This is a genomic window from Rhizobium sp. P32RR-XVIII, from assembly GCF_012641395.1.
Taxonomy (GTDB): Bacteria; Pseudomonadota; Alphaproteobacteria; order Rhizobiales; family Rhizobiaceae; genus Rhizobium.
In genome coordinates, this window is sequence record NZ_JABAIH010000017.1 from 1 (window position 1) to 13,999 (window position 13,999).

At 58.6% G+C, this 13,999-nt stretch carries 12 protein-coding genes and 1 pseudogene; 6 read left to right on the forward strand and 7 right to left on the reverse strand.

Annotation, left to right across the window (positions count from 1 at the left end):
* Positions 1 to 124: 124 nt before the first annotated feature.
* The 3 genes and pseudogenes from tnpB to HGP14_RS28825 form a co-directional block, all read right to left on the reverse strand.
* The gene (tnpB, locus tag HGP14_RS28815; RefSeq protein ID WP_168833286.1) at positions 125 to 502 is read right to left on the reverse strand and encodes an IS66 family insertion sequence element accessory protein TnpB; all 378 of its coding nucleotides are present in this window, start codon (positions 500 to 502) and stop codon (positions 125 to 127) included.
* A 105-nt stretch (positions 503 to 607) separates the two neighbouring features.
* On the reverse strand, positions 608 to 1,312 hold the full coding sequence (locus HGP14_RS28820; RefSeq protein WP_205927393.1) for a hypothetical protein: 705 nt from the start codon (positions 1,310 to 1,312) through the stop codon (positions 608 to 610).
* Positions 1,313 to 1,725: 413 nt separating this feature from the next.
* A pseudogene (locus HGP14_RS28825) lies at positions 1,726 to 2,649 on the reverse strand (transposase); the annotation flags it as partial.
* A 13-nt stretch (positions 2,650 to 2,662) separates the two neighbouring features.
* Between HGP14_RS28825 and HGP14_RS28830 the strand changes: the two are divergent.
* The 3 genes from HGP14_RS28830 to HGP14_RS28840 all read left to right on the forward strand — a co-directional run bounded on the left by HGP14_RS28830 (position 2,663) and on the right by HGP14_RS28840 (position 6,625).
* Complete coding sequence (locus HGP14_RS28830; RefSeq protein ID WP_312862212.1) at positions 2,663 to 3,193, forward strand: transposase; 531 nt, start codon at positions 2,663 to 2,665, stop codon at positions 3,191 to 3,193.
* Between the two features lie 295 nt (positions 3,194 to 3,488).
* Positions 3,489 to 5,156, forward strand: coding sequence for a transposase (locus HGP14_RS28835; RefSeq protein WP_168833288.1), 1,668 nt, complete (start codon positions 3,489 to 3,491; stop codon positions 5,154 to 5,156).
* A gap of 323 nt (positions 5,157 to 5,479) precedes the next feature.
* Positions 5,480 to 6,625 (forward strand): site-specific integrase, encoded by a 1,146-nt coding sequence (locus tag HGP14_RS28840; RefSeq protein WP_246704645.1) that lies wholly within the window; start codon positions 5,480 to 5,482, stop codon positions 6,623 to 6,625.
* Between the two features lie 140 nt (positions 6,626 to 6,765).
* On the opposite strand, the gene serA is transcribed toward HGP14_RS28840, so the two are convergent.
* From serA to repA, 4 genes are all read right to left on the reverse strand, one after another.
* Entirely contained in the window at positions 6,766 to 8,004 is a 1,239-nt protein-coding gene (gene serA, locus HGP14_RS28845; protein ID WP_168833290.1) for a phosphoglycerate dehydrogenase, read from the reverse strand.
* Positions 8,005 to 8,306: 302 nt separating this feature from the next.
* Entirely contained in the window at positions 8,307 to 9,551 is a 1,245-nt protein-coding gene (gene repC / locus HGP14_RS28850; protein WP_168833291.1) for a plasmid replication protein RepC, read from the reverse strand.
* A gap of 157 nt (positions 9,552 to 9,708) precedes the next feature.
* On the reverse strand, positions 9,709 to 10,701 hold the full coding sequence (repB, locus tag HGP14_RS28855) for a plasmid partitioning protein RepB (protein WP_168833292.1): 993 nt from the start codon (positions 10,699 to 10,701) through the stop codon (positions 9,709 to 9,711).
* Positions 10,702 to 10,782: 81 nt separating this feature from the next.
* A complete protein-coding gene (gene repA, locus HGP14_RS28860) occupies positions 10,783 to 11,973 on the reverse strand; it encodes a plasmid partitioning protein RepA (RefSeq protein ID WP_168833293.1) in 1,191 nt (396 codons plus the stop codon).
* A 380-nt stretch (positions 11,974 to 12,353) separates the two neighbouring features.
* On the opposite strand from repA, the gene trbB reads away from it, so the two are divergent.
* Genes trbB through HGP14_RS28875 form a run of 3 tightly spaced genes read left to right on the forward strand, consistent with a single transcriptional unit; the run spans position 12,354 to position 13,993 of the window.
* Positions 12,354 to 13,319, forward strand: coding sequence for a P-type conjugative transfer ATPase TrbB (gene trbB / locus HGP14_RS28865; RefSeq protein WP_168833294.1), 966 nt, complete (start codon positions 12,354 to 12,356; stop codon positions 13,317 to 13,319).
* A complete protein-coding gene (locus HGP14_RS28870) occupies positions 13,309 to 13,701 on the forward strand; it encodes a TrbC/VirB2 family protein (RefSeq protein WP_168833295.1) in 393 nt (130 codons plus the stop codon). The genes trbB and HGP14_RS28870 overlap by 11 nt, the downstream gene beginning before the upstream one ends.
* The gene (locus HGP14_RS28875) at positions 13,694 to 13,993 is read left to right on the forward strand and encodes a conjugal transfer protein TrbD (protein WP_168833296.1); all 300 of its coding nucleotides are present in this window, start codon (positions 13,694 to 13,696) and stop codon (positions 13,991 to 13,993) included. The genes HGP14_RS28870 and HGP14_RS28875 overlap by 8 nt, the downstream gene beginning before the upstream one ends.
* Positions 13,994 to 13,999 lie beyond the last annotated feature (6 nt).

Below are 13,999 nucleotides of genomic sequence, written 5' to 3' on the forward strand. Positions count from 1 at the left end.
TCACGTCGCGCAACGATGATGCCCATAGCTCAAGCGTCGTCTCGATTGATGCACCTGCCATCCATGACCTCCGAATCATGGAGACCCATAGATTCAGATCATAGATAAATATGCAACTGTAATGCTAAAGAGCATATTCGGGGGCATGAGTGCAGTGGGCGAGCGCCCCTGATTGATCGCGGTCCTTAGCCGGTGTCACCGGAACACGCGCCGGCGCCCTGACATGGACACGTTTCCAATCAGGGCCCTCAAACAGGGCCGAGAACTGCGCCGCGGTCAGATGCATGAGGCCAGCCTGCATCTTCGGCCAGCGGAAATCGCCCTCCTGGAGCCGCTTGGCGACCAGACACATGCCGGTGCCATCCCAGAAGATCAGCTTGGGCCGGTTCGTTTCGCCGGGAACACATAAACCGTGCCGGAGAATGGATCGCGTCCCATCTCCGCGGTCACCAGCACAGCACGTCCACCCCTTGCGGAAGTCGACCGGTTTGGTGGCGATCATCACCCGAACGGTACCCGACGGCCGATCACGCTTGGCTTCTCAGCACCTGGATGGGAGCGGCAGCGTGATTTTGCCAGGCAGGCGTCTCACGACTGGCGGCGCTGCTTAAAATCGCGGCTCTACCTCGTAGGCAATTTGCGCGACGATCTTAGTCGCGTCGCCACGCCCGCGGTACCTTCCGACATGTTGCCCTTTCTCTCCTGCCGAGGGTGCATTCACTCGGTGAAGGTCCCATCGTTTGTCCGAGGTTGGTGTCAGGCGGTACGTGCGCCCATTGGCGCGACAATACCATTGCGGTGCCTTGCCGAGCTGCGTCCATTTGCAATCTGCACCTGATAGAAGTCGTTGCTCGGCCGCCGAGCGCTCCTGCTCCCGAATACGCTTATGTCGCTCCGCCCGTTCGAGACGAAAACGCTCCTCCTCGCGCTCCACATATTCGGACAAAAGCCCGATTATCGCGGGCAGCTCGGTGCCTTCAGCTTTCTCCTTAGCGAGCAATGCAAGGCAGCCATCTTTGAGATCATCGTTTGGGTAGGAGGCAAAGGGCTCCTCCTGGAATGCCCTCATTCTCTGTGCGACATCGGTCATGGTGAGGATCGGGCCAGGCAAGTGGTTGAGGTACTCTCGCAAATCTTGGATCGGAATCCAGCATCCCACTGCCGATTTGAGAAGCGCTTCCCGCTCACCTTCCCATTTCTGCCACGTCCTGCTCTGAGGATCTAATCGCTTTACGATGTCTGTTGCCACCCGCGTCAACGAGTGCGGATCGCGGAGATGCCGCAGAGATGGGCTCTTCACGTATTCGCTCAAGAGGGCTCGCACCACCGAAACGCGATCATGGTGTATCACGAGTTTCACCTCCTATTGTGATCCGGGCGGCACAACGCCCGTTGTTCTTGTATACAGCAACTACAGCAGCTATGATCTTGAAAATTTTCCTCGAGCAAGCCTTGGCTCGCAATGGCGAGAAAGAGCTTGAGCATAGGTAAACGGGCGGTATGTTGTCCCGTGATCGAAGAGATAGGGAACCTCACATTCCTGTCGGCGGCCCGTTCTATTGTTCGGGAGAGATTGCCGAATTCTTCTGCCACTTTGAAGCGTGCCGGTATCCCGCCTGATAGCCAGCAATCGCGTATCGCGGTAACGATGCCTGCGGCTATCAAGCGGGATGGTTCTCAGATCGAGACTGACGGCGGTGAGATGTGCCGCAGTGGGGGTCTTCCTCACTTTGTGTGGTGATGATTATTGATGAGCGGTAGCATGCGCGCTCTGAGGAGCGCCGCGCCCGCTCTGCCATACATCGCACGTTTGATCGTCTTCAGGCGGTTGATCTGGCCTTCCGCCTGGCCGTTGCTCCAGGGGAGTTCAACGGCGTTGCGGACGGCGCCGATGTCACGGTGCAAGACCCGCGCGAACCGCACCATCGGAGCGAGCCCGGAGCTGACGGCATCGTCGATCCAAATGTCAAGCTTGCTCGATTCACCGCTCCGGAGAACGCCACGAAATCGCATGGCAAGGCTGCGCATTAGACTAAACTCATGTGATCCCTGCTTGAGGACGCTCACCTTGCTCGCCTGATTGATCGTCAGCATACTTCGTGGCTTCATGCAAAGGGCAGCCGCGACCACCGGCGAGATCACATGGCCGGTCTCCGGATCCCTTATCGGGATGACAGCATCGCGGCCCAATTGATGCGGTATGATCGGAGCCGGCGACGCACCGTCCTTGACTAACCTCTCGGCGCGGCGCCAGCTTGCGAGAAGCCGCTCGAGATTCGAGAAACTGCCCGCGTAGCCACGCTGTTTGACATCGTGGAACAGATGCCGTCCGCAGCGATTGCCATCTTTCCAGCACTCGGTGAGGAACGCCTCGAAATATAAGGGTGATGTCGGCTTCAGCGCCGACCTTCGCCGGTCGGGTGGCGTCTCGAAAGTCAGCCATTTCGCAATGCTGCGCCGGCCGTAGCCGGTGCGACGTGCGATCTCCGAACAGGACAGACCCTCCTTGTGCAAGGCGTGCACGGTATCGAACACCATCTGCCGTGATTGTCGATGAGCATGGCGCACCCGACCCTGATGCGTTGCATCAACCTGCGGATCCTCCTGAATCAGATCGATTTGCGCGCTTCCGGTATTTTTATCCGGCAGCAAAGCTCGTCCCGTGGCGGCAATCACGCCTGTGCTGGGTGCATGCCGAGCGCCTTCTGCAGAAGCTGATGGCGGCGACCGCGAAGGAGGAGCGGCCGCTCACGATGGTCCGCGATCTCGTCTGGCGCTTCTACAAGGCGCCGAAAGCCTACAGCAGAATCCTTCCCCTCACTCCGCTCCCGCGTTCCGACGACGGTTCGACAGGATCTTTACCCTACACACCGGTTATGAGGCGCTCGACAAGTTGCTCGAACGGCTGCATCGACGAAAGAATGAGCTGCTGAAGGTGCTCGAACATCCCGATATTCCGTTGCACACCAACGCATCGGAGAATGACCTACGAACGTTTGTCACGAAGCGGAAGATCTCCGGCGGTACGATGAGCCAGGATGGCCGTGTTGCGCGCGATGTCATGCTCGGTTTGATGAAGACGTGCCAGAAGTTGGGGCTTTCCTTCTACCACTTCCCCGGTGACCGGCTCGGCCTTGGCGACGGTGGTTATCCCATGTCGCCGTGGTCGGCCACCATCCTCGCCCGCGCCTGAGAGTGAACCTTCCCGATGTCGCCTTGTCGTGTTTGGCACTCAGCGCGGCCTCGATCCCTGTCGATCTGGGTCGCAGGCGGCGATCTTCTTCAAATCAGGCAAGCAGAGAGGCAAGTTTGCCTGGCAAACCAGCAGCGCCACCAGATCTCCACTTACCCCGCAGCAGTACGCGGGGCAGATTTGGTGGCAGCTTTTCAGCGTCAGCGCATGGAAAATGTGCATAACCGGAGGCCTTGCACGCTGTTCGTCGGCGCGGGGATTCCCGCAGAGGGGCAAATCATGATTCGATTCCATCATGAAGAAGCGGCCCCCCTCTCCCGAGCATGCCGATACGCTTTCGCTGAATGCGTTGCGCAGTCTGGTGACGGGACTGGTCGAGAGGTCGCAGCAGGCGGAAGCGCGGCTTGCGACTCTTGAGGGAGAGGCCGTCCGGCTTGGCGAGGAAAACGCCGCCCTTCGATTGGAGAACACCCGGCTGAAGGTCGAGAACCAATTGCTGCGCGACGAGATCGCCCGGCTGAAAAACCTGCCGCCGCGTCCGCCGTTTCGCCCTTCCGGCATGGACAAGGCAACCGACGCCGGAACCGGCAGCAACTCGGGCTCAAAGAAGAAGCCGCGCGGCCCGAAGCTGGACGTGGAGCGGACAAGCCGGCAGGAGATCCTGCGCGTCAAGGTGCCCGACGGATCGCGATTCAAGGGCTACAAAAGCGTCTATGTTCGCGACCTGGTGCTCAAGGCCGAGGTCGTGCATTACCGTCGCGAATGCTGGGTAACGTCGCAGGGAAAGACGGTGCTGGCACCCTTGCCGGCCGGGATCATCGGCGGCTACGGCACCAACCTCAGGCGGCTGTGCCTGATGTTGCATGCACAAGGACAGGTAACGACCGCGCGTCTGACGACATTGCTCAATGACATTGGTCTCGACATCTCAAAACGCCAGATCGTACGGCTTTTGACCCGGCAGCTGGATGGCTTTGTTGCCGAGGACGCGGCGGTGTTGCATGCCGGTCTGGTGTCGTCGTCTTATGTCACCGTCGACGACACCGGCGCCCGACATTCCCATAATCCGTATTACGCCACACACATCGGCGGCCCGAATTTTACCGTCTTCCGAACGGCAAAATCGAAGTCACGTCTGAATTTCCTGTCGCTGCTGCGCGGCAACTACCAGGATTTTGTCCTTAATGATGCCGCCTTCGACTATCTGGAAAAGCGCCGCGGCGATCCGGTCCTCTTATCCAGGCTGCAGACGCCGGAGCCGCAGCGCTTCTGCAACCAGGTGCCATTCATGGCGCATCTGGCCGAGGGTATCGACATCTTTGACCGGCAGGAGATCGGCACGCATGCCGAGGCCGGCCTGTGGGGGTCTATCCGTCACCACGGCCTGATGGGCAACACGGTGATCGTCTCCGAAGACGCCGGCCAGTTCCGTGTCGGCAATCACGCGCTGTGCTGGGTTCATGCCGAGCGCCTTCTGCAAAAGCTGATGCCGGCGACGGCCAAAGAGGAGCGCCTGGTCACGATGGTTCGCGATCTCGTCTGGCGTTTCTACAAAGCGCTGAAAGCCTACAAGCAGAACCCTTCCCCGCGGGCCGCTCCGGCCTTCCGACGACGGTTCGACCGAATCTTCAGCCTACGCACTGGCTATGGGGCGCTCGACAAGCTGCTTGAGCGGCTGCATCGAAGGAAGACCGAGCTGCTGAAGGTGCTCGAGCATCCCGAGATTCCGCTGCACACCAATGCCTCCGAAAATGATCTGCGGAGTTTTGTCACGAAGCGAAAGATCTCCGGCGGCACGATGAGTCGCGATGGCCGTGTTGCCCGCGACGTCATGCTTGGTCTGATGAAGACCTGCCAGAAGCTTGGGCTGTCCTTTTACCTTTATCTCGGTGACCGGCTTGGTATCGGCAACGTCGGCCAACCGGTTCCGCCCCTGTCGGCGATCATTCTCGCTCGGGCCTGAACACCCGGGGCCGCGTCGGCTCGGCTGCGCCATCACCGTTGCCCAATGAACCGGCACTGCCACCAAATCTGCCCCATGTACCCCCACGTACCTCTAGACAGGCAACTTGGGGCGGTCGTAACGCCTTGAAATCATGGTAAACACTCCCTTAATCAGAAGTTATATGCGTGATTGATTCCGTCAGCCATTACGATAGTGAATGGGGCATATAGCCATCGATAAGTATCGGTTATCGATGGTAGTTGATCTGGAGTCGCAAATCAGCGAAAACCGTGTCAGCGGACGGCCGAAGCGCAGTCTTGATCACCGTTTCGGAGCTTGTTTTGACGTCACCCAACCAAAAGTCTGCCGTCGAACGCCGCGCCGAAGAACTCGACACGATCGCGTCCGTGCTGCCGCTCGAACGCCGCGACGAGCTCGCCGAACTGCTGAGCGATCGGGACGTGGAGACGCTTCGGCATCTGGTCAATGCGGGCATGGGCGACAACACCCTGCGGGCCTTGACCTCGGATCTCGCCTATCTCGAAGCCTGGGGGCTGGCGGCAACCGGACAATCGCTGCCCTGGCCGGCGCCCGAAGCGCTGCTGCTGAAGTTCGTCGCCCACCATCTGTGGGATCCGGAGAAACGTGCGGCCGATCCGGATCATGGCATGCCTGATGACGTCGACGACAACCTCCGGCGTCAGGGTTTTCTGAAATCTGTCGGACCACACGCGCCGGCGACCGTGCGCCGGCGGCTGGCGACCTGGTCGACGCTGACCAGATGGCGCGGCCTCGATGGCGCCTTCGCCTCCCCTGCCCTGAAGTCCGCCATTCGCCTCGCCGTGCGCGCCGTCCCGCGCACACGGCGGCGCAAGAGCGCCAAGGCGGTCACATCAGATGTGCTGGCAAAGCTGCTGGCGACCTGCGCCAGCGACAGCCTGCGCGATGTCAGGGACCGGGCGATCCTGATGGTCGCGTTTGCCTCCGGCGGCCGCCGGCGCAGCGAGATCGCCGGGTTGCGCCTTGAGCAGCTGAGTGCCGAGCCGCCGATCGAGATGCCGGACGGCCCTCCCCTCCCCTCGCTGGCCATCCATCTCGGCCGCACAAAGACCACGAGCGGCGAGCAGGACGATGCCGTCTATCTCACCGGCCGTCCGGTGGACGCGCTGAACGCCTGGCTGGCGGCCGCGAAAATCGACAAGGGCAGTGTGTTTCGGGCGATCGGGCGCTGGGGGACCGTGTCGCGGCGGGCGCTCGATCCGCAGTCGGTCAATGCGATCCTCAAGCAGCGAGCCGCAATGGCTGGCCTGGAGCCGGGTGCGTTTTCCGCCCATGGGTTACGGTCCGGCTATCTCACCGAGGCTGCCAACCGCGGCATTCCCCTGCCCGAGGCCATGGACCAGTCGCGCCATAGGTCGGTTCAACAGGCGTCGAGCTATTACAATGATGCCACGCGCAGAAGTGGCCGCGCAGCGCGAATGCTTTGAGGCAGCCGTCTTTAACAGACCGCAGGAGGCATCTGCCCCTCCCCGACACCCTTTCGAATTCCCCACACGACGCCGAATTGGGACCAGGAATGAAGCCACGAGAACAGCGCCCGTCTTGTTGCCAAACCTCGCTTCAAGCGTCAGTAGAGCAGCCGCGTGCGTATCGTTCCAGGAATCTGGCGCAATGCCTGAAGAATGTCGTCGGCTGCTTGCGAGATCCCTTCGGCCTCGACGACGACGTAGCCTGTGTCTCCATAGGTCTGAAGAAACTCAGCGACGATGTTCAATCCGCGCGATGAAAAGATCTCATTCAATTGAATGAGCATGCCGGGACGGTTTTCATGCACATGGATGAAGCGCGTACCGTTCGGGCGCTCGGGCAGCTGAACTTGCGGAAAGTTTACCGCGCCCATCGTTGAGCCGATGTCGGAATACTCGACCAGCTTTCTGGAGACCTCTCCGCCGATGCGCTCCTGCGCTTCTTCCGTCGATCCTCCGATATGCGGCGTCAGAATAACATTGCTCAAGCCCTGCAACGGCGTTTCGAAACGCTCCTTGTTCGATGCAGGCTCCTTGGGGAACACGTCCACGGCGGCACCCGCCAGATGTCCTTCTTTCAGGACTTTCGCGAGCGCATCGAGATCGACCACCGTGCCGCGGGAATTGTTGATGAAAATGGCACCCTTCTTCATGCGGCGCAGTTCGGTTTCCGTGATCATGTTATGCGTTGAGGGCGTTTCGGGAACATGCATCGTCACATAGTCAGAGATTTCAAGAAGGTCGCCGAACGAAGCCATCGACTCCGAATTGCCCCGGCGCAGCCGATCGGAAAGATCGAAATAGCGCACCACCATGCCCATGCTTTCGGCAAGCGAGCTGAGTTGCGAGCCGATATTGCCGTAGCCGACGATACCGAGCGTTTTCCCGCGGACTTCGCGGCTACCGACCGCGGACTTCTCCCAGCCGCCGGCATGGACGGATGCCGAACGGGCAAAGATCTGACGTGTCAGCATGATGATTTCGCCGATCACCAGTTCCGCTACCGAGCGCGTGTTCGAATACGGCGCGTTGAACACCGGAATCCCGCGCCGCCGCGCCGCATCCAGATCGACCTGGTTCGTACCAACAGAAAAACAGCCGACGGCAATCAGCTTCTTGGCGGATTCGAAAATCTCTTCCGTCAGCTGCGTGCGGGAACGAATTCCGATGATATGGGCGTCCGCGATTTGGCTCTTGAGTTCCTTGTCATCGAGCGCCTTCGGCAGATGAGTTAGGTTGGTGTAGCCGGATGACGAAAAATAGTCCACGGCGCTCTGACTGATGCCTTCCAGCAGAAGCACGGAAATGCGATCACGTGGGAGAGAGAGTTGGCGAGTCATAGATGTTGCTCCGATTTCCGAATGGCCGATGGTGTTTCAGTCGCCTATGAATGTCTAAGCGGCCGCGCAGGTGCTAATACCAATACCTTGGTAGCGCGAATAGATCTCAACGCAGCGCGGTTTTCGGGGCCACCTCCCCAAGGGTGGCAAGAAAGGATGATATCAGCTTCGCCGTCCCTCCCCACCGCCCGAAAACACGAGGTTCAATTGAGATAAACAATTGATTTAGCGACGCAAAGTGCCAAAAAAAACGGCTGACAATCGACCTAGCGATAACGGATCTTAGCTCATTCGTCGATTTCTCATCCCGCGAGCCTTCCCGCTGCCCCATTGGCCTTGAGAAGTGCCATCAGCATCGGACCAAGCGAAAATTCGCCTCGGGCCGACCGCTTCGTCAGGTCACGTAGATATCCACCGGCCGAATTGATCATATTCGACCTTTCCAAAATGCATGCCATTGCGACAGCGGCATTTTCAGGACCCATCGTTCCGCACGCCTCCTCGTAAGCTGACGGACTGACGCCCAACATTGAACGGACAACCACTGCGGCTCCCACCAACTCGCGCCAGTGTTCAATTTTGCCGCCGGGCCCGTAATCGCTGATCTGTGGGCAGGCGCGAAGCACCATACCCAGCGGGAATGCCTTGATTGGCTCGATGTTGTTCTGCCCGCTAGCCCGCTCCCTGTCCTTTGTCTTAGGTTCTGGCTCCAACTTCTTGCCCTGCTCATTTCTAGAGCTAGGTTCAAGTTCATTGATGGATTCGGGTTTTGAATTCTGTAAGTGGCATCCATTTTGGATAGCATTCCCACCCGTTTTTTCGGCTTTTACCTGAATTTCCAGTTGGTTGAGCACTTCCTCACGAAGAAGCTCCATTTCGTCGAGGGTAGTCTCCACCTGCTGGCGGGAGGGATACCGCGGAAGTCGGTTCAAGATGCCGATATAGGCGTCTTCAACGGCTTCCCAATTGCCACTGGCTCCTTCTTCGAGGGCGGCTGTGACGAGTTTGCGCACATCCCGCCGACAGATGGTCAAAGCTTCCTTGGCCCTACGGAAACGAATTCGTTCGGCGACGACGTCCTGCGCGAGCTGAGCCAGTTCCGCCGAGCGAACGACCAATGGAGCCAAGTCAAAACCAAACGCCTGCTCGATCTCGCCATCGCGGGTTCGATGAGCGTAGCGCTTTCCGTTAGGGCTATCGCGTCTCTGGATCAGGCCCGCATCAACGAGTGACGCTAGGTGCCTGCGAAGGGTGGTGCCAGCGATACCATGGGCACGAAGAGAGAGCTGTGCGTTCGATGGAAACACCACCAAGCCCTGCTCCACGTCGAGTTCGGTATTCGGAAAAAAGCTCAACAGAGCATCGAGAACTGCAAGCGCTCTGTCCTGGAGCGCCAAGCGCTCCCGCGCCTCACTAATGTCGCGAAACACCTTCCACTTATCGACGCTCTTATCCGTTTTCGATTCCGCGACGGAGAGCTGACCTTTCACCAGCGCAAGCGTCATCGATCGGCGCCCAAAGGGCGTCGAGACATGTCCCGTTTGCATTTTTCTTTCCCCTTTCTTCGGGCAAAAGAAATCCGCTCACCAAATCGGTGCCAAAGACTCTTGACTGTGATTCCGGGAAATGCGATTCTCGATCTTGCTAAGGATAACGAGAGAGGCTTCCACGGGGTACCGTTCGGGGGCCTTTTTCTTTTGCGGTTTAATCTCCGTTGTCGTCAGGTTTAGACTGCCTGTATTCGTCGTACAGCTGGTCCATTCGGCCGGAGAGCCAATCACTAAACGGCTTGGCTTCTATGTTCGAAAGCTCGATGGCGACCTTCTTGGATTTGGCGTTCATCGAAAAACTCAACGAGCTATCGCGCGATACCCACTCTTTCGCAGATGCCGCCGCTCTCGGCTTTTTTGCATCCGATTTGGCCTTGTACCGCTTGAGATAATCGTGAAGGTCGTCAAACCTCTTGTCCTCGGAAAGTTCAAGGAACTCAGCGTTAGCCACGCGATCCGTCGATGCTCGGAGAAGGGCAGGGGTAAGCACGAGTTGCCTAAGGCTAAGCCATTTATCTCGCCCTATCTTTTTCGCGGCGCCAACCGCCTTGATGACTGGAGCAGGGACGACTTCGACAACACCGAGCATCTTGGACAACATCGCTTCATCGATGGCAAGGGATGTTCGAACTACGTCCTTGGTCATTCCCGTGGCAAGTAAGTTCTGAGCAAAGTAGGCACGCTCGATAAACGATAGATTGGACCGGGCCGAGTTTTCCTGGCCTTGAGCAATAGCCGAGGCGATATCATCGAGTTTCTTGACGATCGCCTTGACTGGGATCCCCAGCTCGCGTGCGACCTTCAGGCGCCGGTGGCCGAATACGACCGTGTAGCGCTGACCATCCGCGCCTGGCCGCACGAGGATAGGCGTCGACTGCCCGGATTCTTGGATGGCCTGCTTCAGCTCCAGATATTCCTCGCCATCATCTGAGAGGCGATCGGAGATAGAGGAAGCGTCGAGCGACTGTGGATCCAATTCCACAATCACTTCGCCTTCCATCAACTTCTTGGTGTTCTCCGCAAGATCTTCGATGGATCGGACAACCGTCTTAGCAGCCCCAGTCATCGCGTAACCAGGCTTGGTCGGCGCTTTGCTTGCGGAGATAGACGCGATGTCCAACTTTGCAAATGGGTTTTCACGCGACATGGCTTGTCTCCCAACTCAGCGTCAACGCCGATAAGGTCTTGTTACCCTTCGCGAAACGCGGAAAAAAAACGGCTGACAAGGTCATTTTCGTCCCCATGCACTGTGGATCAATTCCATGATCTCGCCGTTTGCGGAATTCAGGCTCTCGATAGCGCGATCATACGTTGACCGGACGAAATCGCCGCGCTCGACCTCGTATAGGGTCTGCTTCTTGATCGAGGCGTCCGAGATTGCTGTCGACTTCAACACGTGATTTCGAAGCATGTGCTGAGCGAACATCGACTGCATGAAGCCGACCATCTGTGCCTGCGGTATGTCTGTCGGTTCGAAACGCGTTACCAAATAACGAAACCATTCCACCCGGATCTCGGCGCCTGCCTCGGCAACCGGCGTCATGATACCGCCGAGCATCATCAGGAACTGGCTCATAGACATGACGTCCAGCATCTGGGGATGGATGGTGATCAGGATGCCGGTTGAGGCCATCAGCGCGGTGATCGTTAGATAGCCAAGCTGAGGTGGGCAATCGATGACCACCACATCATATCGGTTATCGACTTCCTTAAGTGCATTGACGATCCGCATATGAAAGAGACGCCCCTCATCCCCCTTCTTTGACGAGATGGCGAGCGGAACGTCGTATTCGTATTCCTGCAAAATCAGGTTGGCGGGCACGACATCGAGGCCAGGGATGTTGGTCGATTGGATGACATTAGCGATCGGCTTACGCTCATCATCGAAGCGCAACGCTTCGTAGAGCGACGAGGTTTCGTCAAGCTCTGGCTGGATACCAAACAAGGATGTTAGCGATGCCTGCGGGTCAAGGTCGACAGCAAGGACGCGGTGGCCGGTTAGCGCGAGATACTGGGCAAGATGGGCCGCCGTCGTTGTCTTTCCGCTACCACCCTTGAAGTTGACAACGGACACGACCTGCAAAGGTTCGCCCTGCCGGCGTTTGGGAAGGTAATATCGCTTGTCCGATTTCTTGTTGGTCTCCAGATACTCTCTCAGTTCGAGCATTTGATCGGCCGTATAATAGCGTCGACCAGCGACCGATTCGATCTCAGGACCTTTCCCTTCGGAATGGATCTGCCGCAGATGACTTTGCGTGACGCCCACGAAATCCGCGACTTCACCAATTTGGAATTTTCGCAAACCCTTTCGAGCATCAGGCGGATACTGCTGGCTGCGCAGCATATGCAACGCGCTAGAGATCTTTGATCCCTGCTCGGCGATCTCAAGATCAAAACGGTTAGGCAGCGGCTGGCTCATTTTGCGAACTATTTCCTTGGTGGTCACACTTTCGAAAAAATGGCCATAGAGCCATCATTTGCGCAACTATCATTCGATTCCGCCTGCGCGGCAAGGAATTTAAAGTTAACAAAGTCTTAAGTCGATCCCTCGCATCTGCGTCGGTTTGCGTAATACGCGTTATATTTCATCATGTTAGGCAAACTTCTATCGTACCCGGCCTTTCATCTTTCCTGTGACTCAACCGCCTAAATTGCAGACAGCATCGCTTTCCGGCGATCGGTTCGAGGCGAAACTGACGGAATCACCCGCGACTCGCGAGGTGCAAAATTGCACGTAGACTTCGCGCCGCCTCCGGGGTCTGTCTCCTCACGCACTCAAACGAGGAGACGATCTTCCCCATGCTTCAGTCGCACTCCCGCCTTGTCCGCAAACTCCAGGACGCACTCGGCGAGCGCCTTTGCATTGCCCTTGAAGACCCGACAGTCGTCGAGATCATGCTCAATCCAGATGGCAAGCTCTTCATGGAGCGCTTGGGTCACGGCGTTGCGCCAGCGGGCGAAATGCAGGCGACTGCAGCCGAGACCGTTATCGGATCGGTAGCGCACGCTCTCCAGTCCGAAGCCGATGGAGAGCGACCAATCATCTCCGGCGAACTACCGATTGGCGGCCACCGCTTCGAAGGTCTCCTCCCTCCCGTCGTCAATTCGCCAACCTTTACGATCCGCCGGCGCGCGTCGCGGCTCATTCCGCTCGACGATTATGTGACCGCGAAGATTATGACCGAAGCGCAGGCTTCGACTATCCGCAGCGCGATCACCAACCGCCTGAACATCGTCATCGCCGGCGGCACGGGATCAGGCAAGACGACGCTTGCGAACGCGGTCATCGCCGAAATCGTTTCTGCGGCGCCGGAAGACAGGATGGTGATCCTTGAGGATACGTCCGAAATCCAATGCGCCGCAGAGAATGCCGTCTGCCTACACACGAGCGACGCGGTCGACATGGCCAGGCTTCTCAAAAGCACGATGCGCCTGCGTCCCGACCGCATCATCGTTGGCGAGGTTCGCGACGGCGCCGCACTGACCCTGCTGAAAGCCTGGAACACGGGGCACCCCGGAGGCGTCACGACGATCCATTCCAACTCCGCCATGTCGGGGCTTCGACGCCTCGAGCAACTGACATCGGAAGCCAGCCAGCAGCCAATGCAAGCTGTGATCGGCGAAGCGGTCGATCTCGTCATCTCGATCGAACGCGCCGGGCGGGGGCGCCGGGTGAGGGAGGTGCTCCATGTCGAGGGCTTCAACGGCTCGCGCTACCAGACAGAACACTATCCGCAGATCGATGAGGACAGTCATGCTGCATAATCGCTTTCTCCGTTTGGGAACTATCGGCGCACTGATTTGCGTCTCTCTCGCCGGCCCCGCACTCGCAGGCTCAGGCGGAGGTCTGCCATGGGAAGGCCCCCAGGAGCAGATCCAGCAGTCCATCACCGGACCGGTCGCTGGCTATATCGCACTGGCCGCGGTTGCGATTGCCGGCGGCATGCTGATCTTCGGCGGCGAACTCAACGATTTCGCACGACGATTGGTATATGTGGTGCTGGTCGCGGGGATCCTCCTTGGCGCGACGACGATCGTCGGCCTCTTTGGCTCGACGGGCGCTTCGATCGGTGGCTCGTTCGTCGCCGAGCAGACCGCGATCCCGAATGCAAATCGGGTCGGGGGAGGGGAGGGGCGTCATGGCTGACGCCGGCACGGGTCTTCACCGCAACCGCATCCACAGAGCTCTGTCGCGACCCAACCTTCTGATGGGAGCGGATCGGGAACTCGTGCTGCTGACCGGGCTCGCCGCGGTCATTCTCATCTTCGTCGTCCTGACCGTCTACTCGGCGCTGTTCGGCGTGGCGATCTGGATCGTGGTCGTCGGCGCGCTCCGCATGATGGCGAAGGCGGACCCCATGATGCGCAAAGTCTACGCGCGACATATGCGGTATCAAGCGCATTACCTCCCGACCTCCGCGCCTTGGCGCCGATACTGAGGATCT